The 24459-nt window shown below is 53.0% G+C and carries 19 protein-coding genes; 14 read left to right on the top strand and 5 right to left on the bottom strand.

Annotation, left to right across the window (positions count from 1 at the left end; genetic code table 11):
* Positions 1-75 precede the first annotated feature (75 nt).
* Together Pla144_RS02520 and Pla144_RS02515 are read left to right on the top strand one after the other, a co-directional pair.
* Positions 76-1350 carry a PEP-CTERM sorting domain-containing protein gene (locus Pla144_RS02520; protein WP_146448981.1) on the top strand — a complete coding sequence of 425 codons (1275 nt, stop codon included), beginning with the start codon at positions 76-78 and terminating at the stop codon, positions 1348-1350.
* A gap of 83 nt (positions 1351-1433) precedes the next feature.
* Positions 1434-2873 carry a PEP-CTERM sorting domain-containing protein gene (locus tag Pla144_RS02515; RefSeq protein WP_197530336.1) on the top strand — a complete coding sequence of 480 codons (1440 nt, stop codon included), beginning with the start codon at positions 1434-1436 and terminating at the stop codon, positions 2871-2873.
* A gap of 258 nt (positions 2874-3131) precedes the next feature.
* Here Pla144_RS02515 and Pla144_RS02510 read toward each other — a convergent pair whose 3' ends face one another.
* Entirely contained in the window at positions 3132-4181 is a 1050-nt protein-coding gene (locus Pla144_RS02510; RefSeq protein ID WP_146447737.1) for a class I fructose-bisphosphate aldolase, read from the bottom strand.
* Between the two features lie 487 nt (positions 4182-4668).
* Between Pla144_RS02510 and nifJ the strand changes: the two genes are divergently transcribed.
* From nifJ to Pla144_RS02475, 7 genes are all read left to right on the top strand, one after another.
* Entirely contained in the window at positions 4669-8238 is a 3570-nt protein-coding gene (gene nifJ, locus Pla144_RS02505; protein ID WP_146447736.1) for a pyruvate:ferredoxin (flavodoxin) oxidoreductase, read from the top strand.
* A gap of 51 nt (positions 8239-8289) precedes the next feature.
* Positions 8290-9303, top strand: a complete 1014-nt coding sequence (locus Pla144_RS02500) for a dihydroorotate dehydrogenase-like protein (RefSeq protein WP_146447735.1) — start codon at positions 8290-8292, stop codon at positions 9301-9303.
* A 68-nt stretch (positions 9304-9371) separates the two neighbouring features.
* A complete protein-coding gene (locus Pla144_RS02495; protein WP_197530335.1) occupies positions 9372-9824 on the top strand; it encodes a CBS domain-containing protein in 453 nt (150 codons plus the stop codon).
* 2 nt (positions 9825-9826) lie between these two features.
* On the top strand, positions 9827-10318 hold the full coding sequence (locus tag Pla144_RS02490) for a CBS domain-containing protein (RefSeq protein ID WP_146447733.1): 492 nt from the start codon (positions 9827-9829) through the stop codon (positions 10316-10318).
* Between the two features lie 78 nt (positions 10319-10396).
* A complete protein-coding gene (locus tag Pla144_RS02485) occupies positions 10397-10894 on the top strand; it encodes a Crp/Fnr family transcriptional regulator (protein WP_146447732.1) in 498 nt (165 codons plus the stop codon).
* An 88-nt stretch (positions 10895-10982) separates the two neighbouring features.
* Positions 10983-13538, top strand: coding sequence for a sodium-translocating pyrophosphatase (locus tag Pla144_RS02480; RefSeq protein ID WP_146447731.1), 2556 nt, complete (start codon positions 10983-10985; stop codon positions 13536-13538).
* A 36-nt stretch (positions 13539-13574) separates the two neighbouring features.
* The gene (locus Pla144_RS02475) at positions 13575-14339 is read left to right on the top strand and encodes a hypothetical protein (RefSeq protein ID WP_146447730.1); all 765 of its coding nucleotides are present in this window, start codon (positions 13575-13577) and stop codon (positions 14337-14339) included.
* Between the two features lie 62 nt (positions 14340-14401).
* On the opposite strand, the gene Pla144_RS02470 is transcribed toward Pla144_RS02475, so the two are convergent.
* Positions 14402-15880, bottom strand: coding sequence for a sigma 54-interacting transcriptional regulator (locus Pla144_RS02470; protein WP_146447729.1), 1479 nt, complete (start codon positions 15878-15880; stop codon positions 14402-14404).
* 217 nt (positions 15881-16097) lie between these two features.
* Between Pla144_RS02470 and Pla144_RS02465 the strand changes: the two genes are divergently transcribed.
* The 5 genes from Pla144_RS02465 to Pla144_RS02445 all read left to right on the top strand — a co-directional run bounded on the left by Pla144_RS02465 (position 16098) and on the right by Pla144_RS02445 (position 20490).
* On the top strand, positions 16098-16406 hold the full coding sequence (locus Pla144_RS02465) for a hypothetical protein (RefSeq protein ID WP_146447728.1): 309 nt from the start codon (positions 16098-16100) through the stop codon (positions 16404-16406).
* Positions 16407-16419: 13 nt separating this feature from the next.
* A complete protein-coding gene (locus Pla144_RS02460; protein ID WP_146447727.1) occupies positions 16420-16908 on the top strand; it encodes a CBS domain-containing protein in 489 nt (162 codons plus the stop codon).
* A gap of 25 nt (positions 16909-16933) precedes the next feature.
* Complete coding sequence (locus Pla144_RS02455) at positions 16934-17371, top strand: universal stress protein (protein ID WP_197530334.1); 438 nt, start codon at positions 16934-16936, stop codon at positions 17369-17371.
* Positions 17372-17625: 254 nt separating this feature from the next.
* The gene (locus Pla144_RS02450; protein WP_146447725.1) at positions 17626-19161 is read left to right on the top strand and encodes an AbgT family transporter; all 1536 of its coding nucleotides are present in this window, start codon (positions 17626-17628) and stop codon (positions 19159-19161) included.
* Between the two features lie 18 nt (positions 19162-19179).
* Positions 19180-20490 carry a threonine/serine exporter family protein gene (locus tag Pla144_RS02445; RefSeq protein ID WP_146447724.1) on the top strand — a complete coding sequence of 437 codons (1311 nt, stop codon included), beginning with the start codon at positions 19180-19182 and terminating at the stop codon, positions 20488-20490.
* A 29-nt stretch (positions 20491-20519) separates the two neighbouring features.
* Here the strand turns inward: Pla144_RS02445 and glsA are convergent, their stop codons facing one another.
* The 3 genes from glsA to Pla144_RS02430 form a co-directional block, all read right to left on the bottom strand.
* Positions 20520-21512, bottom strand: a complete 993-nt coding sequence (glsA, locus tag Pla144_RS02440; RefSeq protein ID WP_146447723.1) for a glutaminase A — start codon at positions 21510-21512, stop codon at positions 20520-20522.
* Positions 21513-21518: 6 nt separating this feature from the next.
* Entirely contained in the window at positions 21519-22718 is a 1200-nt protein-coding gene (locus Pla144_RS02435) for a M20/M25/M40 family metallo-hydrolase (protein WP_146447722.1), read from the bottom strand.
* 75 nt (positions 22719-22793) lie between these two features.
* A complete protein-coding gene (locus Pla144_RS02430; RefSeq protein WP_146447721.1) occupies positions 22794-24437 on the bottom strand; it encodes an AbgT family transporter in 1644 nt (547 codons plus the stop codon).
* Between the last annotated feature and the right edge of the window lie 22 nt (positions 24438-24459).

The raw sequence follows: 24459 nt of genomic DNA, 5'->3' as shown, positions 1-24459 counted from the left end.
AATTACTTTACAAGCTGCGTACAACTCGCCACTTAACACCTCATTACTTCCTTACCAAACCTGGAGAATCTTCCAATGAATCATGAGCAACAAATCGATGCCGTCCGAACTGTCAAATCTGTGAGGGTGTTTCATCTCTCTGCATTTCTTATCGTTGCTGCCTCCTGCCAGCTGACTCACGCTGCTGATTTCATTGTGCTAGAGAACCTATCGAGCATTAATAGTCGTGCGTATGGCGTTTCTAATGACGGAATGGTCGTAGCAGGAATCATGCGATACGGAGATCCAAGCGTTTCCGAAGCTTTTCGTTGGACCGATGTGAGCGGAATGGTCGGCTTAGGCCCGTTACCTGGCGGCGACTCAAGTGGAGCTGGCGAGAATGGGCGTCAACCGCTCTCAAGAGATGGCTCGACGATAGTCGGATACTCTTACGACGACGATGCATCTTATACTCGGACGGCGTTTATCCAGAATACAATCGGAGGAATGCAAGGCATCGACCCTAATCCTGGGACTAGAGCGACGACCGCCAATGGCGTCTCTCATAATGGCAGCGTAGTAATTGGCACTATCACTACAGTAAGTGATGACAACCCAGAGCCGTTTCGTTGGACCGAGGAGGATGGGCTGGTCGGACTCGGACATCTGGCTGGAAACAATGCGACTTATCCTAGCGACATTTCTGACGATGGTGCCATAATCGTTGGCACAAGTATTGATAGACAGTCTGCCGGGGCAGAATACGAAGTATTCACGTGGAGCGAATCCAATGGCATGTTGGGCACAGGAATTGTAGGGGCACCAGACGATGGCGGATTACGCCCTAACCCTGCGGTTGTTTCTTCGGATGGAGCAACTATTGCAGGTACAACGTATGGTTCATCAGGAACGGATCTCGAAGCGTTCCGCTGGACTGCGGATTCAGGCGTCGTGGGTTTGGGGTTTTTGCCCGGCACCGAGGGAGAAAACGGAGAGGCGGACTCGCAAGTCCGTGACATGACTCCCGACGGTCGATTGATTGTTGGCAGGAGTGGATTCTATCCCGATGAGATTCCGTTCGTCTGGAGTGAAGCCGCTGGCATGGAGAACTTTCAGCAAGTTCTCATTGACCGTTACGGGATGGGGGATGCACTCGAAGGATGGAATCTCACCAGCATCCAAAGTGTATCAGCCAACGGCCAATACTTCACTGGTTGGTCCAGCCCTGAGAACCATCCCTCCGACGGACTAGAAACCGCATGGCTGATCCGCCTCGACGTTCCGTGGGGCACAACAGTACCCGAGCCCTCTTCACTTTTCCTGTTGGCGCTCGGGCTAGGTGCGATTTCCAACTACCGTTCCGGTCAGTGAGTATTGGTTTGGCCAAGTCTATGCCTTCGAGCAATTCACTTCACACTCTCACAATCAAGAGATCAAGCAAGGAAGAAAAAAACATGTTGATTCGAGCGACTCTCCGACTATGTTTGCCGCTAGCAGCTTCGCTAGTAGTAAGTATGGTTGCTACGAGCGAGTGCCTCGCCAAAAAAAAAGGTGGCAATCCTGGAGGAGGCGACCCGCCTGCACCGACTGCCCCGGTCAGCTACTTGGTAACTTCAGTTGGATTACCGGGTGGCAATTTTCAGTACAGTAACCATGACGATGCCTCTGCTGTCGTCGGCTGGACTAACGACACGCCAGTTGGCCGCCGCGCGACAGCGTACCTGCCATCGATATCTTCCAGCAATTCTTTCTTTTTGACTTCGCCAGAAGAAAAGGCAAGCCTCTCGCCGGCGGAAGCAGCTTTCGCCTTGGAGGTCGGAGGAATCGACGATGGTTGGCACACTCGCAGCGCAATAGGAGTCAACAGCAATGGAATGATCGTTGGGAACCTCGAGCCGTTTAGCTCTGAAAATACTATTACTAAACCATTCTTGCTTGCAACCAGCGGCGGCTCTCCGTACCAGTTATCGGTCCTTGGACCCTTCGATACGAACGCAGATAAGGAGAGTGCACTACGAATTAATAATAGCCTGGACATCCTTATCTCATCAGAGAAGACCGTTAGTGGCATCGTCGAAAAGAGTCTTCTCATAGGAAACTGGAACTCGCCCGCAACTATTCAAAAGGTTCAATTTCCCTCAGGGTGGGAGGTTCAGGACTTCGATGCCCTGCAGCTTTCGGATAGCATCGGATCTGATCCCGCAATAATAGCAGGACGTATTGTTAACTCAGTATCTGGCGAACAAAAACTATTTCGGATGAATTTTGATCACACTAACTTTGAATTTGCAGAGCCATACATTAATTCATTCGGCTCCGAGTATCAAATTGGGGATGTAGGCCCCATCGATATGAATGACAAAGGCGATATCACCGCAATTGGAATCCTAAGAACACAAACGAGGGGCAAAAAGTCTAATGCAAGGAGATTCGCCGCGAGTTGGGCGGCTGGAACGTCTGAATACCTTCCAGTGGGCGCAGACGATGCGAATGCATCTGACTGGTTAACTGCGTTTATAAACAATGACGGGGATGCCCTACTGAACTATGATACTCTGCTGAACGGTGATTGGAGCGAAGGGAATGGTCTTCTGAATATTGCAGATTTAATTGATGTAGCGAGTCTCGATGGTGCACACTTTGAAAGTGCAATGGAGTTGACGGATCGCCGTGACAATGGCTGGCCCACAATCATCGCCCAAGGAAGCAGAACAATTGACGGCGTATCTAAAAGCATGTTGCTGATCCTTGACCCAGTGCTAAAGGCTTCCACACTTGCTTCCACCACTGCCGTGCCAGAGCCGGCAACATGGTTGCTGCTGTCGATCGCGGCGCAGGTCTGCGTTCTTGGCAGATGGCGACGAAGAGCCAAGCACGTCTCAAATACTCATTGATGCGTGATACTCTCTAAAGCCAACCGTTTTTTGGAACTGGCGCGTGGGCGATATTTTTCTTGACACAGCGCGCTGAAGTTGCCCATGAAAGACCGAGCTAAGTCATGCCGCCCGATAGAAGGAGTTGATCAAGCTACCGCAGTAGTTCTTGAGTCGACCCTTCTGTCGCCTCTTCGAGGCTGTGTATTCGTTTTTCATTCCTTCCAGGGGCTCACGCACCCTGGCTATTGACTGGCGCCACTTCGTGGCTGAAGGGAATTACGCGACCGTCACCTTTGCATCGAGATAAACATCCTGAATCGAGTTGAGCAATTGCACGCCTTCGGCCATGGGTCGTTGGAACGCCTTGCGGCCACTAATGAGACCCATGCCTCCGGCGCGCTTGTTGATGACTGCCGTGCGGACTGCCTCGGCCAGATCGCCACTGCCACTGGAGGCTCCTCCTGAATTGATCAAGCCGCATCTCCCCATGTAGCAGTTGGCCACCTGGTAGCGGCACAGATCAATGGGATGATCGGTGGTCAATTCATCGTAAACCTTGGGAGACGTCTTCCCGAACTTGAGGGCGTTGTACCCACCGTTATTCTCGGGCAGCTTTTGCTTGATGATGTCTGCCTGGATGGTGACTCCTAAGTGATTGGCTTGGCCGGTGAGGTCAGCCGATACGTGGTAGTCTTTGTCCTTCTTGAATTCAGAATTGCGCAAGTAACACCACAGGATCGTTGCCAAGCCGAGTTCGTGCGCCCGCTGGAATGCCTCCGCAACTTCGACAATCTGCCGCGCTGACTCGGCGGAACCAAAGTAAATGGTGGCTCCGACGGCAGCAGCGCCCATGTCGTAGGCCTGTTCAACCGTGCCGAACATAATTTGGTCAAACTTGTTGGGATAGGTTAGGAACTCGTTGTGGTTGATCTTGACGATGAAGGGGATCTTGTGGGCATATTTGCGCGCGACGATTCCCAGGACGCCATACGTCGAGGCAACCGCGTTGCAGCCTCCTTCGATCGCCAGCCGGACAATGTTTTCCGGATCGAAATAGATAGGATTGGGCGCGAAGGAGGCCCCGGCCGAATGCTCGATTCCCTGGTCGACCGGCAGGATCGAGAGATACCCCGTTCCGCCCAGGCGGCCATTGCCTATCAATCTCTGGAGATTCCCTAAAACGCGTACATTTCTATCGCTGGCTGAATAAATCCGGTCGACGATGTCTGGGCCTGGCAAATGGAGCGCCTCCTGGGAAATCGTTTGGCAACGGTGACTCAGCAAGGCATCGGCTTCAGAGCCGAGCAGTTCGGCTAGATTTTTCATGGAATTACTACCTCAGTATCTTTTGGGGAGGATGGTTATCACTCTAGGTGACTGTCACCGAAAAATTATAGCGTTTTTCATGCCTTTCTCGACAGTTCTCGAATTCTCCCTTTGAAGTCCTGCTCCAATGCCGGTTTTGAGAGTTATCAAGGAAGAGAACAATTTATTTCTCTAAGCTCAAGTGAAGCACCGGATCCAGTTTTGGCACACAAGTGTGCGAATCTGGCACAGTAAATCCACGCCGCAATCCTCATTATCTATAAGTTGGGAAGAGTCTGATGCCAATCGGCAAGCAGTTGTGAGTCACCAGGAGAGACCGCGGCAACGAGTTCCTCACGATCTCATTTCCCTATTGCTTCAGGTGGAATGACATTTGCCCCAGGGTCTGTCGCCCTACAACGTACGGGCATTTGATTCTTACTAAAAAGCAAACAATGGCCTGTCTGTATAGTCGGGCTGGTGATGGAATCTGGATAAGGGAAAACTTGTGAGCAACCACCGATTCAGTACCGTTGATGGAAACGAAGCAGCAGCCTTGATTGCCCATTCAACGAATGAAGTCATCGCCATCTATCCCATCACTCCCGCCTCTCCGATGGGTGAGTACTGCGATACCTGGTCTTCCTTTGGCAGACGCAATATCTATGGCACGGTTCCTGAAGTGATCGAGATGCAGAGCGAGGCAGGGGCAGCCGGCGCGGTCCATGGTGCCCTCCAAGCGGGTGCATTGAGCACTACGTTCACCGCCTCGCAAGGCCTGCTGCTCATGATCCCCAACATGTTTAAGATTGCCGGCGAATTAACTCCCACGGTATTCCACGTCTCGGCACGCACCGTGGCTACGCATGCCCTCTCAATCTTTGGGGACCACAGCGACGTGATGGCGGTACGTAGCACTGGCTGGGCAATGTTGGCAGGAAACAGCGTCCAAGAGGCACATGACTTTGCCTTAATCTCGCAGTCGGCAACCTTTCAATCGCGCGTGCCGTTCTTGCACTTCTTCGATGGATTTAGGACTTCCCATGAAGTGAACAAAATCGAAATCATTTCCGATGAACACATTCGGGCAATGCAAGACAACCGGTTTGTTCAGGAACACCGCGACCGCGCGATGGACCCTGACCGACCGGTGCTACGAGGCTCTGCTCAGAACCCAGATGTCTTCTTCCAGGCTCGCGAGGCATGCAATCCGTTCTATCTAGCCGTGCCAAACATAGTTCAAGAGACAATGGACCGGTTTGCAAAACTGACCGGACGGCAATATCACCTCTTTGACTACGTCGGTGCCGAAGATGCCAATCATGTGATTGTCATGATGGGTTCTGGGGCCGGGGCAGTCGAAGAGGCCGTGCAAAGCTTGTCGGCACAGGGCAAAAAGGTCGGCCTGCTGAAAGTGCGATTGTATCGTCCGTTCGACAGGAGTGCCTTCCTAGCCGCCCTGCCTGCTACCGTCGAGCGGATCGCCGTGCTCGATCGCACGAAGGAGCCTGGTTCACTAGGTGAGCCTCTGTATCAAGACGTTCTCACGGCATTTTATGAAACTCAGGGCAGCAACGGTTCGGTTCATCGCAAGCTGCCACGAATCATCGGAGGTCGCTACGGGCTCTCTTCCAAAGAATTTACTCCTGCGATGGTTGTGAGCATCTACGAGGAACTGGCCAAGGAAACCCCGAAACAACACTTCACCGTTGGCATTCGAGACGACGTCACGAATCTGAGTCTCAGCTGGGATCCCGAGTCGATGCAAGAATCCGAGGATGTAAAGCGGGCCGTCTTCTACGGCTTAGGAAGTGATGGAACGGTTGGCGCCAGCAAGAACTCCGTAAAAATCATTGGCGAAAATACGGCGATGTACGCCCAAGGATATTTCGTCTACGACTCGAAGAAAGCAGGATCGGTTACCGTCTCTCATTTGCGATTCAGTCCCAGGCCAATCAATTCAACCTATCTGATTGAAGATGCCAACTTCGTTGCCTGCCATCAATTCAATTTCCTGGAAAAGATGGATGTCTTGCAAATTGCTGGGCCGAATGCGACCTTTCTCCTCAATAGCCCTTTCAAACCTGAGGAAGTCTGGAGCAAGTTGCCAAGCAGCGTCCAACGGCAAATTATCGATAAGGGCCTAAAATTTCACGTGATCGATGCCCTTCAGGTGGCCAATGAGACTGGCATGGGGGGTCGGATCAACACGGTCATGCAGACTTGTTTCTTCGCGTTGGCCGACATTCTGCCGCGTGAACAAGCGATCGAGCAAATTAAGAAGGCGATTCGCAAGACCTATGGCAGGCGGGGCGAACAGGTGCTCGAACGTAACTTTGCGGCCGTGGACGCGGCACTGGCTGCCCTCCATGAAGTGCAAGTTCCCGACATGAAGATCGACGACATTCCCGTTGAGCTGGTACTCAACGGCAGTAGTCATTCCACTTTCGTAGAGCGTGTGACCTCAGCACTCTTGGCTGGCAGAGGTGAACTGCTGCCCGTGAGCGCGCTCCCAGTTGATGGAACCTTCCCCACTGGTACTGCAAAACTCGAAAAACGCAGTATTGCAACCGAGATTCCGATCTGGGATCCCTCGATTTGCATAGACTGTGGTCTCTGCTCGCTGGTATGCCCCCATGCCGCCATTCGTGTGAAAGTCTTCGCTGAAGATACTATCGCTTCCGCGCCGAACGGCTATCTGTCAAAAGCTTGGCGCGACAAAGAGCAGCCTGAGCACCTCATGACTATTCAGGTTGCTCCGGATGATTGCACAGGCTGCGGCGTCTGTGTTGATGTCTGCCCCGCGAAGAGCAAAGAAGTGGCTCGCCACAAAGCCATCAACATGGAATCCAAGGATGAACATCTGGAGAGAGAGCGAGCCAACTTCGATTTCTTCTTGGAGATTGAGCAATCCGACCGCACTCAACTGAAGATCGACTCCGTGAAGGGATCTCAATTGCTCGAGCCGCTATTTGAATTCTCAGGAGCATGTGCCGGTTGTGGCGAGACCCCCTACCTCAAACTCATGAGCCAGATGTTTGGCGATCGTGCCTTGATTGGGAATGCGACCGGCTGTTCATCCATTTACGGAGGCAACTTGCCAACAACACCATGGACTACCAACTCGCAAGGCCGTGGTCCCACTTGGAATAACTCACTCTTTGAAGACAATGCCGAGTTCGGCCTTGGACTGCGACTGGCCATCGATGCCAAGCATGAATACGCAAATTTTCTGCTGGCGGCATGTGCAGATCAGTTGAACCCAGATCTAGTCACGGCTTTAAGTGCGTCACACAAAACTGATGAAAAAGAGTTGCAAGAGCAGCGTGGCCGCGTAGTCGAGTTACGCAAGCAACTCGCCAACCTCGACCTCCCTGCAGCCAAAACCCTCTCAGCCATCGCCGATGTCTTAGTGCGTCGCAGTGTGTGGATCGTGGGAGGCGACGGTTGGGCCTATGACATCGGCTTCGGCGGGCTGGATCACGTGCTCACCACCGGTCGCGACGTAAATATTCTAGTCCTCGATACAGGAGTCTACTCCAACACCGGAGGCCAGGCTTCCAAATCAACCCCACGTGCCGCCGTGGCAAAATTCGCCTCAAGTGGAAAACAGTCTCGCAGAAAAGACCTCGGGATGCTCGCCGTTTCGTACGGAAATGTGTATGTCGCCCAGATCGCTATGGGAGCAAACCCTGCCCAAACAATCCGTGCCTTTGCCGAGGCCGAATCCTATCCAGGCCCTTCGCTCATCTTGGCATATAGTCACTGCATTGCTCATGGCATCAATATGACGACCTCTATGACGCACCAAAAAGACGCTGTGCAATCCGCCTTCTGGCCCTTGTATCGCTATGATCCACGTGAAGCTCGCGCCGATGGGCAGCCCTTCCATCTAGATAGTCGCGCCCCGCGCATGACTTTCCGCGACTTTGCCATGCAAGAAGCACGTTTCGGAATGTTAGCTCGATCCAACCCCGAGGAAGCGGATCGTCTGTTCAAATTGACCCAGCAAGACATCAACGATCAATGGCACTACTACGAACAGATGGCAGGAATCGAACGCACTATGTCGGAGTAGTTTCACACAACATTCACAACAAATCATGACAACTAATGGTTGGACATTACGATGAGTACTGATCTATCGACGACTTACCTGGGTATGACACTAAAGAACCCTATCGTGGCCTCTGCCGGTCCCCTCACGGGTAATTTAGACGCTCTCCGCCAATTAGAAGACAGTGGCATTGCTGCCGTCGTGCTGCCTTCGTTGTTTGAAGAACAAATCGAACACGACGAGGCACAGATTGATCGCTTGTACCAATATCAGGCCGATTCCTACGCCGAATCCCTTTCCTATTTTCCTGAGACAGAGAACTATAGCAAAGGGCCGCAAGAATACCTCGATCTAATCGAAGAAGCAAAGAATGCACTATCTGTTCCGGTAATCGCCAGCCTCAACGGCCACACTCCAGGGGGTTGGACCCGCTATGCACAAATGCTGGTTGATGCGGGGGCAGACGCACTCGAATTGAACGTTTACTTTGTCCCGACCGACTGTGGTATGGATTCGCAGGATGTCGAACAACGCTACGTTGACTTGGTGGCCAGTGTACGGCAATCGATCAATATCCCATTGGCCGTAAAAATTGGTTCGCAATTCACCAGCATCCCCAATATCGCCTACAGGCTCATGACTGTCGGTGCAGATGGCTTGGTGCTCTTCAATCGCTTCCTGGAACCTGATCTCGACCTCGAAACCTTGGAGATTATCCCCGATCTGGTTCTGAGTCAGCCTTACGAAGTGCGATTGCCCTTGCGATGGATCGCTATATTGCGCGACCAACTGCAATGCTCCTTGGCTGCTACTAGCGGCATTCATCATGCTGCCGACGTGAGTCGGGTGCTCTTGGTTGGGGCAGATGTTGCGATGCTGACCACGGCACTTCTGAAAAAAGGACCTCGTCACGTTGAGACCATCCTGACTGAATTAAGTAGCTGGCTTTCTGAAAACGAATATGTTTCCGTGGACCAGCTCAAGGGAAGTATGAGTCGGGCCAACTGCCCGGACCCGAGCGCATTGGAACGTGCAAACTACATGAAAGCACTGACAACCTACACCAAAGAATATTGGTATCCCTGATAGGCAAGATAGTGTTTCTTTCCAACTGAATCCTTAGAAGCGAGATGAAGATGGGACTCTATGAAAACATGCGAACTGAAACAGTAGGCAGACTGGCCCTCCGCGATCCTGTGGTGGTCCAAGAGAATGCTACGATTCGCGACGCTGTCACAGCCATGCGAAAAAACAAACTTGGGTGTGCAATTGTTCTTGATCGGAATCGAGTGCCGCAAGGTTTGTTCCCTGAATCCGAACTGACACAACTGCTCAGCAAAAACTCCGCTGTCGTGAACGAACCTATCTCCAAGCACCTCAAGAAAGATTGGCCAACGGTCAAGATCACCGATCCTATCGCTCGAGTTCTTGATGCTTTAGAATCTCGCAATGTGCGTTTTCTCATCGTGGTCAATGAAGATGGGCAGCTGGCTGGCCTGACTGGTCAAAAGGGACTGATGGAATATGTTGCAGAACATTTCCCTGGCCAAGTCAACGTCCAGCGAATTGGTGGAAACCCATATCCTGTCGATCGGGAAGGAGCTTAACCATGCCTGAAAAACAAGTCCCCGCAGAATCCGAAGATTTTCAAGACCCGCTTCAGAATTACGAACCGAAAGAATACTCTGATCCACTGGAGAAGGCCCTGGCAGAAAAGAGCGTTGCTGAAATTCAGTTTCGACCGGTAGCCGTTGCAACTCCAGACACACCCATCCACAAAGCGGTGGAGCAATTGGCGAGTCTTCAAGTTGCTAGCCTGCTGATCGAAGAGGACGGGCGTCTGGTCGGTGTCTTCTCAGATCGCGATGTGCTCGAAAAGGTGGCCTTAGGATATGAACAACTAAAAGACAATCCCGTCAGCGAGGTCATGACAAAAGATCCCGCATTCGTCTACGAGTCGGATTCCTCGGCCGCTGCATTGTGTGTCATGGCCGTGCTTGGGTTCCGTCATGTACCTGTGATCGATGTCAAACACAAAGCCCTAGGGATCATTAGCCCGCAAAGAGTAACAGCATTTCTGCGTAAGCATTTGAATGGCTAAATGCACAAGTAATGGATAGAGTTCCTGTCCCATCAACTACCTTTGAATAATGAAAGTTCTCAACGAGAGAGGTGATTCATGAGTGACAATGACACAGTGGCGAAGCTGAAAAGAAGTCGCTTCTTTAGCAACATGCAGGCGGAAGATTTGGAAGAAGTAGCCAAAATCTGTCGCGAAGTTGAACTACCACAACGCACAGTGATCTTCGAAGAATACGATCGCGCCAAGGAGGTTTACATCATCCTCAGTGGGCAAGTGTCACTGGCGATCTGCGAACCCAAGCAGAGCTGTCGACAGATCGCGATTGTCGGAGATGGAGATCTGGTGGGATGGTCGTCCTTGCTGGGAAGAACCAGACTGTCGGATACAGCCAGTACGTTAACTCCCGTCAAGGCATTGGTGTTTGATGGGTCCGAGTTATCGAAGTTCTGCAACGATCATCCCTCATTCGGGTTCGAATTCATGCGTCAGGCCGCGAGTGCCATGGCGCTTCGCTTGAGTGGGACACGACTGCAATTGCTAGAAATGTGCGGCTCACGACTTCCACTTTCAGGAATACAACTTGAGAGCGACTAATTTCAGACATCCGGGAAAAACAATTTTCTCCCTCGCGCGGAAGGTCTAACTCGATGTTGGTCCGCGTACCCTTAAGGACTGAACCAAGATGCCTATTGCCCACATATTTGACCCTCACGTAGGTCCTAGCAGCTCTTTTTCGCTCTTTGCAGTGGCTGATGGGATCGACTCTGCCGCGCGCGCTCTGCCTGCGTGGTGGCATGTTACTTGGATCTGTGCTGTTATCGCACTCGTGAGTGCAATGGGCTTTTATCGCTGGATCATGGCCCAGAGCGAGGGAAATGAGCGGATGCAAGAGATTGCCCAATACGTTCGCGATGGGGCCTATGCCTACTTGCGGCGGCAATACCGCGTTGTGGCGATCTTCTTTGTCGTCGTTTCGGCTTTGCTAGCCGTGATGGCCTTTGGACTCCATGTACAGCACCCTCTTGTTCCTTTCGCCTTTCTAACAGGTGGCTTCTTCTCGGGGCTCGCTGGTTTTTTTGGAATGAAGACCGCCACCAGTGCCTCGGCACGAACAGCCCAGGGGGCCAGCCATTCTCTTGACCAAGGCTTGAAAATTGCTTTCCGTGCCGGTTCGGTGATGGGCTTGACCGTCGTTGGGTTGGCAATGCTCGACATCAGTTTATGGTTCCTGTACCTCTACAAATTCCACCATGTCCTGTTCGGTGGCGAGCCAATGAGCCTCGAAACTATTACTGTCGTGATGCTCTGCTTCGGAATGGGGGCATCGTCACAGGCACTCTTTGCGCGCGTCGGCGGTGGAATCTATACCAAGGCAGCTGATGTGGGAGCGGATCTGGTGGGCAAAGTCGAAGCCGGGATCCCAGAAGACGATCCGCGGAACCCCGCGACGATCGCTGATAATGTCGGTGACAACGTCGGAGACGTCGCCGGCATGGGGGCCGACCTCTACGAGTCCTACGCCGGATCTATCCTTGCCACGATGGCTTTAGGTGTCGCGGCGGTCAGCTTTGGCGGAGTGCCCGAGGGGTTCGACAATGCGTTTTCTGCCCAATTGGCTTTCTTGAGTGCCCCGATGGTACTCGCGAGTCTTGGCATCCTGCTGTCGTTGGCAGGTATCTTTCTCGTGACCACCAAAGAAGGTGCTTCGATGAAGGAGCTGATGTGGGCGCTCAATAAGGGCATCTGGGGATCAAGCGCCCTGGTCGTTGTGGTGGCCATGGTGATTCTGCCCATGCTGTTGCCTGCCAGTATCGCCTGGGGTGTCGTGGCGGCAGTTACCATCGGTCTCGTGGTGGGCCTCATCATTGGCTACGGCACGGAATACTACACCAGCGCCGAATACAAACCGACCAAGGGAATCGCCGATCAGGCTGTTTCTGGAACCGGCCCGTTGATTATCGACGGCATCGCGGCGGGTTTGATGTCGGCATGGATCCCAATCACCGCGGTCTGCATCGGCATGATGGTTTCGTTTGGCATGTGTGATGGCTTTGACAACTTGGCCATGGGCTTGTATGGAGTTGGCATGGCATCCGTGGGAATGCTCTCGACCCTGGGAATCACCCTCGCCACCGATGCTTATGGACCGATTGCCGACAACGCAGGTGGCAACGCAGAGATGGCAGGCTTGCCCAAGGAGGTCCGCGAGCGTACCGACGCCCTCGATTCGCTTGGCAACACCACTGCTGCCGTGGGCAAGGGTTTTGCTATCGGTTCGGCAGCACTTACCTCGCTCGCCCTGCTAGCCGCTTACGTCGAAGAGGTACGCGTAGGAATTCACCGCGAAGCAGCCGCTGTCTATCAAGTTGAAGAGGGTGCAGGCTACACAGCAGTCGATCTCGGTTTCGGCAAGTACGGTCTCTATGTGGCCGGCGCGGACGGCAGTCATCGTGAGAACTACACCATCAGCACGTTACGCAGTAATGCAGAACACGCCGTGGAAGTTCTCGTCGATGGCAAACCCGTGGACATGATCATCAACCACTTGGGTGGGTCAGTGCGGCAAGCGACTGATGACCCTTTAATCTCCCAACTGGTTGCAACGACTCCTGCCGGTTTGTTTGACTTCATGGACTACTACCAAGTCACACTGATGAACCCCAAAGTCCTGGTGGGAATATTTGCCGGAGTATTGATGGTGTTCGTGTTCGGTGCGATGACGATGAAAGCGGTCGGTCGGGCAGCGATGGCTATGGTGATGGAAGTCCGCCGTCAATTCCGAGAAATGCCGGGAATCATGGAAGGAACGACCACACCTGACTACGCCCGCTGTGTGGCTATTTCAACCGCCGGCGCACAACGGGAAATGATCCGCCCTTCGCTACTTGCCGTGCTGGCGCCAGTACTGGTCGGCTTGCTTCTCGGCGTGGCAGGAGTAATGGGTCTTCTCGTGGGAGGATTATGTTCAGGTTTCGCTATGGCGGTCTTCATGGCTAACGCTGGTGGGGCATGGGATAATGCTAAGAAACTCATCGAGACAGGCCAACACGGCGGCAAAGGCTCTGACGCCCACAAGAGCGCCGTCGTGGGAGACACAGTCGGCGACCCCTTTAAAGATACGACCGGCCCTTCGCTCAACATTTTGATCAAGTTGATGAATATGGTGAGCATCGTGTTCGCCGGTCTAGTTGTAAAATTTGCCCCCGAGATTTCTTCCTTCCTCGGTATGGGACAGTAAGTATTATCTACTAACAGTTGCCTAAGGAGATCCATCATGGATATTCACCTTTATCTCATGTGCTACCGCACCGAAGCCCTGGTCGCCTCGCAACTGGAAGCGGAAGAATTTGGCTCGTACATGGCCGTGGGTACACGCAAAAAGACTTTCGGTAATGTGGTCTTTTTTGAAATCGATCCCACCTTCCGCTCGACCGAGATGCATCTCGAACAAGTTGAAGCAAAATGCAAGCCCCATCCCGACGGGACTCCACGACGGAGCAAGTACATGAGCCTGTACCGAGTTATGGAACGCGTCCCCCTCTCGGCCTACGGCAAGCTGCATCTCACGACCCGAGATGGTCGGGTACTCTCCCTTGATGGCAGGGATTTCGACGAGGACTTTAGCTCCGAAGGGCCCTTCATGTATGCCGAGTTGTGCCCGTTGACATCGCGGGTAGTCTCGCATTTGAACCCCAAAGCATTCACCCAGCGGATCACCGACCCCGCGACCACCGTCCATGTGCCGCGCATCTTTTTTGCAGATACGCAGGTCGAACTCGACAAGGACGGTCGTCTGGCAAGTTATCTGCCATATGCCAATCCAAGCCACATAGAAGACTGCCTGCGTGAAGTGGAGGAGCTCCCAAATAAGCTCGGCAAGACGGTCGATCGCAATCCGCCGCTCCAAGCCTTTTATCGCACGATCGCTACGGGTTTCTATTTAGGCGACTCCACGGGCATCCGGTTTTACCCCTATCCCGATGTCGCTACCTTAGACGCTGAGCACCACACATGGTGGCGATCTGCCTCGATGGGGTAAAGGGGCTTGGTCGATAATGCACAGAGGACTTCAGCTGAAGCTACTTCACGTAGGGGACAGAACTACTGCGCCGCATCTTCTTCAATATCATGTTTCTCTAGCAGGCGATAGAGTGTGCGGCGGCTGATTCCCAGGGCACGCGCCGTCCGGGCTTTGTTCCCGCTATGGCGACGGAAAGTATCTGCGATATGAGCGCGGTTGACCGTCTCCAAGTCCGCTTCAGAACTAGGTGTGAGAATATCCTTCTCATTTCCAGAACGCCATATTTCCGGGGGTAGATTTTCAGCGATGAGAGTGTTCTCCTCCGCTAAAACTTTGGCACGCTCGATGGCATTACGCAGTTGCCGTACATTTCCTGGCCAACTGTAGTTTTCCAGTATCTGCATGAAGCGGCTTTCCCAATTCCACCCTTTCCCTGCAAAGTGACGTGCTAACTGCGGAATATCGCCTCGCCGCTCGCGCAATGGGGGTAACAAGATCGTAAGCACATTGATCCGATAATATAGATCTTCGCGAAACCGGCCCTTCTCAATCTCTTTTCCCAGATCCCTGTTGGTTGCAGCCAGCAGTCGCACGTTCACCCGCCGCTCTTTGACGGATCCAACCCGCCGGAGCGAGCCATCTTCCAACACTCGCAATAGCTTGGCCTGCAGACCGCCGGCCAGTTCCCCGATTTCGTCAATGAACAGGGTTCCTCCGTCTGCAACCTCAAACAGTCCAGGCTTGCTGGCGATAGCACCGGTAAAGGCCCCTTTTTCGTGGCCAAAGAGTTCGCTTTCCAATAGATTTTCCGGCAATGCAGCACAGTTGATGACGACCAACGGTTTTCCCGCAAACCGACTGGCACGATGCAAAGCCTTGGCGACAAGTTCTTTTCCTGTGCCGCTCTCCCCCTGAATCAAAATAGGCTTGTCAGTTGCAGCGGTTCGCTCGATAAGACGATAGACTGCCATCATCGGTTCGCAAGCACCTATGATATGCGTACTACGTTGCTCGCGTTCTAAGGCGACGCGAAGTTGCAGGTTCTCTTTACTTAGATTCTGGCTTTGAGTGATGAAAGCTGTCTGATAGGAGTCCTCAATAATCGCCTGATCGAGATCGAGAAGTTTATTCAAAGATTCAATTGTAAGGTATAGTTCGTCGGGGGTTTCTTGCCAATCTTCAGTCAGCAGGCGAATGAGTCCGTTCCGCATTCGAGATAGTGCCGTACTCGTGTAGACTTGGTCTAGGCCAATCGATACATGCTTTTGACCCACTCGGCTTCGCAAGGCGAGATAGTCCCGGTCATAAGGTCCTGTCAGTAATTGACGCAGCCATTGCCGCAATGTCGACTTCAACTGCGCAACTTGTGGTTCCCCTCCAGTGATCACTTTGGCAGCGAAGGGATGCCGTCTGATTTCAGCATAAAAGTCTTCAATGATCACGGTCGAACGGGCCAGCAGTCGCTCGCGCACCGCGGAGATCCGCTGCTGATCGTCGTCGCCCCAAGAGACGTATCGCTGCAAATCCAGGAATTTTTCGTAAGAATCAAATGGCTGCATGAACCGCTCTCCTAACGGATTTACTCGATACTCAGTTCGTGATTACTGCGCCATTTTGGCGATAAGTGTGCGAATTGGCCCACTTCCTCCAGCGCTAGTTTACGGTTTCTCGCGTAAATGACTACTCAGCCAGGATTGCGGCTTTTGGTCCAGAACTTGCTACTTAATATAACGCTTTCTCTTTTCCTGGGGCAGGCTTAACAGGGAGGATATTGTGATGTTGATCCCTGATAAACCAAAACGAAGTGTTCCGGATATCCGAGGCGCCGTCCACCGGGGAGCAGAGGAAGTCGTTGAGAGTGCGTCTTGCCGTCTGAAACGCCATTTTATGTTCCAGGGGCACATGGACACTCTGAACCTAAGCTACCAGACGGGGACTCTCCTGGTGACAGGCGAATTGCCTTCGTTTTACCTGAAGCAGGTATTGCAAACGGCTTTGCGAGATCTTCCCGGGGTCGATCGAGTCGACAACCGGGTAGCGGTCGTCACTGCCAACGGCAGTGCAAACTCGAGGAGCCGAGATTAGAGGAGGCCTTCTCATGATTATATTAACCGAAAGAATGGGTCAACTTTGCGTCGGCGATGCCATGACCCGAAACGTCCTCACAATCACCGCCAATAGCACGATGGCGGAAGCCGCTGACGAACTTTGCCAGCATCAGGTCACAGGAGCACCGGTGGTCGATGAACAGGGGTGCTGCGTCGGTGTGTTGAGTGGTTCAGATTTCATTCGCCTCAAAGCCGAGGAGCTTGAAGGAACCGACGTCCGTCATGTCCTCTCCACACACCATCCCGAGGGACTCTACAGTATCGATGATATGGGCCATGACCTCGTGTGTCGGCGCATGTCCTCCGCGGTACAAACCATCAGCGAAAACACTTCGTTGCTGACTGCGGCTCGTTGCCTATGCAACGAACACATTCATCGCTTGGTAGTTCTAGACAAGAATAACAAACCAGTGGGAGTACTCTCAAGCCTGGATCTTGTAGCAACCCTCATTGCAATCGTCGAGGAAAAACACATCTGAATAACTTTTTATGGAGGATCCTATCATGGTATCACTTCATCCCAAACGTGTATTGGTTCCCACCGATTTCTCCGACCAGGCTAGCCAAGCCGTTGACCAGGGCGTGGACCTTGTAGACGACGCCGAGCACCTGACTGTGCTCCATGTCGCTCCCGCACTGAGCAGTTTCTCAGAAGGAGATCCCCTCGTTGGATGGAACATGGTCAGCGACGAAGACCGAACCAAGCATCTCCTGGAGATGCTTCAGAAAAAGTTTGCTGACCCAAAGTACGAGAAAGTACAATTTAGAATCGCCTATGGGACGCCCGCCGAGGAGATCGCCAGAATCGCCGAAGCAGAGGGGGTAGAATTGATCGTGCTTCCCTCGCATGGTCGCACGGGACTGGCCCGACTCATGATCGGTTCGGTCGCCGAGCGCGTAGTCCGCTTGGCCCATTGCCCCGTGTTGGTTCTTCGCGAGTAGAGACGCGAATGGCACGAAAGCAAATCATGCTGCGCAGCTTTTTCCACATGGTGCAGCATGGTATCGACACAGTGATTAGTTGCCAGCCCATTCCCTATAGCCCAGTCAAGAACTGTCATGCAGCAATGCTTGAACCTCGCCTGAGCCTCCGAACAAGCCACCCTTAGAGCTTGTTTATTCTCCAGGTATTCCTCTAAAATACCCACTCTTCCAATGGGAAGGTTTGGATTTCCAGCACGCACAGGATATTGGGCATGGCGAAGTCGCAGGAAGCACCAAGAGGACTCTTTCAAAAGTTGCTCGACGTGATCGAGCACCTGGGGAACAAAGTGCCCCATCCCGCTGTACTTTTTCTCACGTTGATCCTGCTTGTCACGTTGCTTTCAGTTTTGTTTCAGTGGATGGGAGTCAGCGTTTCCTACCAGCGGATCAATCCCGAAACCCATGAAATAGAGCAAGCGACCACTTCCATACGAAGCCTCCTTTCCGCCGACGGAATTCGATTCGTCTTCACTTCGGTCGTGTCAAATTTCATTAACTTTGGTCCAGTCGGGATCATCATGGTTGCGATGATCGGTGTCGGACTGGCCGAAAGGTCGGGACTGATCGGGGCGTTGATTCGAAAGATCGTCATGGTCGCACCGCCGCAGTCCATGACCGCCATCCTAGTGACTCTCGGGGTGCTCTCAAGCATTGCTAGTGACGCTGGATACTTGGTGCTCATTCCCTTGGGTGCGGTCGCCTTTCATAGCCTGGGGCGACATCCGCTGGCAGGATTGGCCGCCGCGTTTGCGGGAGTGGCCGCCGCATTCGGTGCAAACTTCCTTGTCAAACCCATCGACGGCATCCTGGCCGAAATGACGAACGACGCTATCCATATCGTCGATCCTTCCCGGTCGATTGACCTGACGGCCAACTTCTACTTCGGCATAGCGTCGAGCATCTTGTTGATCGTGGTCTGCACATTCATCTCGAGCCGGATTGTGGAACCACGGCTCGGCAAGTACGAAGGGGATTCGCCATCCCCCGATAGCCAATCGCTCTCCTCCGAAGAATCACGCGGCCTCAAATATGCCTTCTGGGCACTGCTGGTGTTCATTGTCGCGATCTTGCTTCTGACACTCCCATCTAACGCGCCGCTTCGCAATCCAGAAACCGGCACGATCATCGGTGATTCGCCATTCATGAGCAGTTTGGTGTTTTTGATTATGTTGGTCTTCTTGGTCACAGGCATCGCCTACGGAATGGGTGCGAAAACTATCCAATCGGCCGACAGTGCTTTTGATGCGATCACGAAAACGTTTGCCGATCTGGCAGGGCTCCTCTTCTTGTTCTTCGTGATCGGGCAATTCGTGGCCTATTTCACATACACGAATCTGGGGACCGTTCTAGCGGTGAAACTGGCCGATGGCCTGGGAGACGCCAACCTCGGCAGCACAACCCTGCTACTAGCGTTTCTCTTCATTGGTTTAGTCATGAGTATCCCGGTCCCGAACATATTGCCGAAATGGGCGATCCTTGCCCCGGTATTTGTACCGTTGTTTCTAAAACTTGGCATTGATCCCGACGTCGTTTTGGCAGCATATCGAGTGAGTGATTCGCCTCCCAATGTCATCAACCCTCTGCTACCCCATTTCGCGCTCGTCGTTGGTTTCACGCGACGTTGGCAGCACGACGCCGGCGTCGGAACCGTCGTGGCGATGATGCTGCCCTATGCCGCAGCAACCGCGGTAACTTGGATGCTCTTGTTCTTTGCCTGGTATTGGCTGAATCTTCCCTTCGGGACCTGATGACAGGTACCTTTGCTGATGGCGAAAGAAAAATCATCTTCTGTCGAAGTGGTCCCCCTATTGGAGTTCTTATCTCAGTTGGGCCAGGCCTATTTGGCATGCGGCGAACAGACAGCAATCGTAGAGATAATCCTCCGTGGCTCCGCGACCGCTTATGGCGTAGAGAAATCGAAAGTTATTGCTTTCCCGACGGCTCTCTTCCTCAGCCTGCACGATGGAGAAAAAGAACACATCACGCTCGCTGAAGGACCTACGAAAAACTTGCGGTTGGATCAGATCGCCGAGGTTTACAAAATTGGGGATGCGGCGGAAAGAGGGGAGGTCGATCCTGATGAAGGGTTAAAGTCACTGACTACCATTCTGAAGAAGCCCGCTCGTTTTGGCGTCGCTGGTGCAGTAGTTGGACATATTATCCTGTCAGTTGGATTGGCGATGGTGCTAACGACCACGCTGCCAAACTTGGCTGCCGCCGCACTTCTTGGTGCCATCGTGGGCGCATTAAAGAGCTTCCATCGCGGGCAACCTGTGTTGTCTATTCCTCTGCCTGTCGTGGCTGCTGGTGTGGTATCTACACTTGTTTTCTTGGCAATCAAATGGGAATACAAGATTGATCCTTTGTACGTCTTGATTCCTCCGCTGGTTACATTCCTCCCCGGTGCCCGTCTCACGCTAGGGATGGTGGAGTTGGCCTTTGGAGACATGGTCAGTGGATCAAGCCGATTAATCACCGGTTTCGTGCAACTTCTCCTCTTGGTTATTGGACTCGTCGCAGGGGCCGTGATTGTGGGTTACACCGCCGCCGATCTAGTCGATGCAGCTAAAACCACGCTGGAGGAGCAAGAATTCTGGTGGGTTGGATGGCTGGGAGTTTCCGTATTTGGACTCGGCGTCTACCTGCACTTTTCCGCACCTCCAGGTTCGTTGCCATGGATGCTGCTGGTCATGCTCGTGGCTTTTGCCACGCAGTATTACACCGCCGACCTGGTCGGCACGACGGCCAGTGGATTTTTTGGCATGATGGTTGTCACCCCACTGAGCTACTTGATCCAGTTCCGATTCAGGGGACCGCCGGCGATGGTCACGTTCCTCCCCAGCTTTTGGATTCTTGTCCCTGGAGCCTTAAGTCTAGTAAGTGTGAAAACCATGTTGAGCGATCGCGAAGCGGGCATCGACGGTATGGTGACCGCCCTATTTGCGATTGTCTCGATCGCACTAGGAACCCTGATCGGCGCGTCACTCTACAAATGGGTCTCTGATACCTTGGGCTGGTGGCAACTTCAACTGGGGCAGGTGAGCCAAAACTTGTGGCAAAAAAGCAAGCGGCCTTAGTTCGGCAACTCCATCGTGTCTTGAATAGACTAAACCTCAGGCTTGGATACGAACAGATCCATGCCTAATCGCTGTGAGAGAAACTTCGCCACAAGCTGGCCTTTGACACTATTGCCTGCTTTGTCCAGCGGCGGGGCAAAAGTTCCTAGTCCGCCTTTTCCAGGTGAGACCGTGGCGATTCCTCCACCTATGCCGCTCTTCCCTGGCAAGCCAATCTCGTAGAGCCAATCTCCCGAAGTTTCGTACAATCCGGCGGTTGCCATGACAGCCAGTGCGTAGTGACAGACCATCGGATCCACAACCCGCTCCTTCGTGACCGGGTTGACCCCTCCATCCGCCAACGTGGCGCTCATCACTGCCAGGTCTCTTGCCGAAACATTCAGCGCGCACTGTTTTGTGTAAAGTTCGACCGCTTCTACGGGGTCCATATAGATTCGCCCGAAACTTTGCAACATACGGGCAATGGACTGGTTGCGGTAATTCGTCTCTGATGCGGAAATATAAACTTCGTCGTTTATCGATAGTGTGCGGCCCGCAAATCGCGACAATCCTTCATGGATAAACCGCCACTTCTCTTCGAACGACTTGCCCGGAGCGAGGCTGGTCGTAGCGATTGCCCCAGCGTTGACCATCGGGTTTGTGCGGCCATTGTCCCCACGTTCAATTCCCTCAAGCGAGTTGAACGCCCTCCCAGTGGCGTTAACGCCGATTTTCTCGCGGACCTCGTCGGGGTCCAAAACCTCGCTGACCAGCGCCATCACAAACGGCTTCGAGACGCTCATGATCGTGAATTCATGCTCGGAATCCCCAACTGCAAAAACATCGCCATTCGTTCCCACCACAGATATGCCAAACAAGTTGGCTGGCACCTGAGCCAATGCGGGATAAACCTGGGAATTCAGACCATCGGAATTCGCTTTGAATTCTTGGTACGCTTCCTGTACAAGTTCCTCGACCACGTATGGGGCAGGCAAGTGGCCGGTCGATATGTAACCGGAAATTTTTAGAGGATCACCAGCCATAGAGCGCTATTCCAGTGTCGCCAGGGCCACTGCCAGGCGACAGCCTTGGGCGAACTCGGGCAGGTCGATGTATTCCTTGATTGTGTGAATCTCATACTGCCCTGCACCGATAGTCACGGTCGGCACGCCATGCTTGTCGAGCCAGTTGGCATCGAGTCCGCCGTTGGAGAACAAGGTAACCGGCTTCAGGCCGATCAGTTCCACAGCTCGTTTGGCATGCTTTACCGCAGGGGCGTCGTCCTTCACTTCAAACGACGGATAAGAAGGCTTGCTGACGAAATTTACCTCAGCCGTTTCGCCATCTACGTCGGTTACTTCGGCCTGAGCTTTCGCAAACGCTTCGCGGTAGGCTGCCGCAATCTTCGTGGCGAATGCAACGTCGGGGCTGCGAGCCTCTCCGACAACATGCACGTAGTCCGTCACGACGTTCGTTGCGTCACCAGCGGCTTTGCCATCCTTCCCGCCGAAGACGCCGGGATTGCTAGTGCCGTTGCCGTCTGGCTTGACGACTTTGCCAAACCATCCGCCACGGTGGGCTTCAGCGAGCGCCAAAGAGGCGACGAGTGTGGCCGAAATCCCTTTGTCAGGTGCCACACCGGCATGGGACGCCTTGCCTTTGATCTCGACTTCCCAATTCTCTTGTCCTACCGCTCCAGTGATCAGTTCAGAAGCCAGCTTGCCATCGACATTGAAGCACATGGCGGCCCCGTTCAAATCAGCGGGGTCGAGTTCACGAGCCCCATGCAAGCCGCTTTCTTCGCGCACCGTGAACAACAACGTGATGGGGGGATGGGGTAAGTTGTTCTTGAGCAGCGTCTCGACCATCGTAACCAAGACGGCGCAACCAGTTCGGTTGTCACCCCCCAATGCGGTTGTACCATCAGAAACGATGCGATCCCCCTCGCGTTTCGGCTTGGCACCGGCGCAGAGCGGGACTGTATCGAGATGGGTTGAAAACAAAAGCCGCGGACCCTTACGAGTTCCAGGCAAATCAACCCACAAATTGCCGGTCTGAGTGGGTAAAGGAATCCGTTCATGGACAGTGTCGTAATGAATTGCTGACGCGGGGACGCCGACCTTTTTCAGTTCATCAGAAACCGCTTCGGCAATCGCAGCTTCTTCGCCGGTAACTCCTTCCACGGATAGAAACCGCAGCAGGTGATCTTCTGCCGCATTCACATCGACATTGGGGATATCGCTACTCATGGTCTGGTTCCTTTTAAATTGAATTCTGTCAGCTCACTGCTGTTCGCATTACGAGAAATACTAGCAAGCCCTTGGTTACAGACCCCAGGGAAGTCCCATCCATTGCCATGCCGCAAAGAGTGCAGTCCAAAGAATGAACAAGATAACCACATAGGGAAGCATCAGGGATACAACCGTCCCAACCCCCGCGCTTTTGTCGTACTTCTGAGCAAAGCCAACTACCAGGGCGAAATAGGCATTAAGCGGTGTGATCGTATTCATCGGCGAGTCAGCAACACGGTAGGCGGCTAACACAGCTTCAGGTGCCACGCTGAGAGTCATCAATAGCGGTACAAAAATCGGGGCAAACAAGGCCCACTTCGCAATCGCACCCGTAATCAGAAGGTCGATCAAGGCGACCACGACGATAAAACCAATGAGCAAGAGCAGCGCCGGGAAATTGGCGGCTTTCAGAATCTCAGCCAATTTTAAAGCCAAGATCGTGCCCATGTTGGTGTAGTTGAAATAGGCCACAAACTGGCTGAGGACAAGGAACAGCAGAATGAGGCTCCCCAATCCCGACATCGCCTTTTCCATCGCTTTAATATTGCCGGTGAGGCTTGTGATTGTTCTGGCCCCGAACCCATAGGCAGAACCAGTCACCAGAAACAGAATCATAATCAATGCAATCAAGCCGTTCATGAAGGGGGAATTCCCGATCAGTTCACCCGTCTCCGGGCTGCGAAGGATGGCGTTGGCCGGCAAAGTCAAATACCCGAAAACACCAAGCGTTATTAACAGTGCAATCGATGCAAACTTGAGGCCGCGCGATTCATCGGCAGTAAGAGCTCCTTGCTGAACGTCGGGTTGGTCGTCTCCAGCTAATTTTGGATCGTATTTTCCCAGACGGGGTTCGATTATTTTTTCCGTAATAATTGCCAGAACAAACGTGAGTACGACAACCGAAGCGATGGAAAACCACAGATTCGAAGCGAGGCCAATCGAGACATCGGGGTCAACTAGTTGGATGGCATCATTCGTAAACTCAACCAACACGGCATCTAATGGTTTGATAAGCATATTGACGGTGAACGCCCCCGCCACTGCTGCGAACCCCAATGCCAGCCCTGCGAGGGGATGTCGCCCTACGCTCATAAACGCGATCCCCGCCAAAGGAATCAAGACAAGATAGCCCGCGTCGGCTGCAATACTTGATAAGATTCCCACAAATGACAGGATGTAGATCAACGCCCAGCGAGGAGAAACAATCACGAGCTTGCGAATGATCGCATTGACCAATCCGGATTCTTCCGCCACGCCGGCCCCCACCATGGCCGCAATCATCAACCCGACCGCCGTAAAACTCATAAAGTTCGGAATCAGGGAAACATAAATGAAGCGAATCCCCTCGGCAGTCAACAGGCTTCGGACGGAGATTGACTGCTCTGCAATGTGGTAATTCTTTTCGTCCATGACCTCGTAGTCGACGTGCATTCCTGTGTCATAGACCTGGTCAATGCCGTCAATAGTTTCAGCGTCGGCCGCTGCTTCCGGCACGATGGCTTCATAGGTAACTCCAACTCCAACTCCAGCTAGGTAGAGAATATGCGACAGAATTATCACGATCGCAATCAAAGTCATAAAAATAAGCACTGGATGCGGCACGAGGTTTCCCACTCGCTCGACAACGTCGAGGATTCGCTGCATCATACCTTTAGGGGCATCACTGGACTGGCTCATTCTTAGTACCTTCCAATTGCTA

This window comes from Bythopirellula polymerisocia, from assembly GCF_007860015.1.
Lineage (GTDB): Bacteria > Planctomycetota > Planctomycetia > Pirellulales > Lacipirellulaceae > Bythopirellula > Bythopirellula polymerisocia.
This window is presented reverse-complemented; position numbering and strand designations above follow the sequence as displayed.

Excerpts from the sequence above, each read along its gene's own strand:
- Pla144_RS02465 (WP_146447728.1), top strand. The coding sequence starts at position 16,098 with ATGTTGATCCCTGATAAACCAAAACGAAGTGTTCCGGATATCCGAGGC.
- Pla144_RS02450 (WP_146447725.1), top strand. The coding sequence starts at position 17,626 with ATGGCGAAGTCGCAGGAAGCACCAAGAGGACTCTTTCAAAAGTTGCTC.
- Pla144_RS02435 (WP_146447722.1), bottom strand. The coding sequence starts at position 22,718 with ATGAGTAGCGATATCCCCAATGTCGATGTGAATGCGGCAGAAGATCAC.
- Pla144_RS02430 (WP_146447721.1), bottom strand. The coding sequence starts at position 24,437 with ATGAGCCAGTCCAGTGATGCCCCTAAAGGTATGATGCAGCGAATCCTC.
- Pla144_RS02485 (WP_146447732.1), top strand. The coding sequence starts at position 10,397 with ATGAGTGACAATGACACAGTGGCGAAGCTGAAAAGAAGTCGCTTCTTT.
- Pla144_RS02480 (WP_146447731.1), top strand. The coding sequence starts at position 10,983 with ATGCCTATTGCCCACATATTTGACCCTCACGTAGGTCCTAGCAGCTCT.
- Pla144_RS02500 (WP_146447735.1), top strand. The coding sequence starts at position 8,290 with ATGAGTACTGATCTATCGACGACTTACCTGGGTATGACACTAAAGAAC.
- Pla144_RS02475 (WP_146447730.1), top strand. The coding sequence starts at position 13,575 with ATGGATATTCACCTTTATCTCATGTGCTACCGCACCGAAGCCCTGGTC.
- Pla144_RS02460 (WP_146447727.1), top strand. The coding sequence starts at position 16,420 with ATGATTATATTAACCGAAAGAATGGGTCAACTTTGCGTCGGCGATGCC.
- Pla144_RS02455 (WP_197530334.1), top strand. The coding sequence starts at position 16,934 with ATGGTATCACTTCATCCCAAACGTGTATTGGTTCCCACCGATTTCTCC.
- Pla144_RS02520 (WP_146448981.1), top strand. The coding sequence starts at position 76 with ATGAATCATGAGCAACAAATCGATGCCGTCCGAACTGTCAAATCTGTG.
- glsA (WP_146447723.1), bottom strand. The coding sequence starts at position 21,512 with ATGGCTGGTGATCCTCTAAAAATTTCCGGTTACATATCGACCGGCCAC.
- Pla144_RS02445 (WP_146447724.1), top strand. The coding sequence starts at position 19,180 with ATGGCGAAAGAAAAATCATCTTCTGTCGAAGTGGTCCCCCTATTGGAG.
- Pla144_RS02470 (WP_146447729.1), bottom strand. The coding sequence starts at position 15,880 with ATGCAGCCATTTGATTCTTACGAAAAATTCCTGGATTTGCAGCGATAC.
- Pla144_RS02490 (WP_146447733.1), top strand. The coding sequence starts at position 9,827 with ATGCCTGAAAAACAAGTCCCCGCAGAATCCGAAGATTTTCAAGACCCG.
- Pla144_RS02515 (WP_197530336.1), top strand. The coding sequence starts at position 1,434 with ATGTTGATTCGAGCGACTCTCCGACTATGTTTGCCGCTAGCAGCTTCG.
- Pla144_RS02495 (WP_197530335.1), top strand. The coding sequence starts at position 9,372 with ATGCGAACTGAAACAGTAGGCAGACTGGCCCTCCGCGATCCTGTGGTG.
- Pla144_RS02510 (WP_146447737.1), bottom strand. The coding sequence starts at position 4,181 with ATGAAAAATCTAGCCGAACTGCTCGGCTCTGAAGCCGATGCCTTGCTG.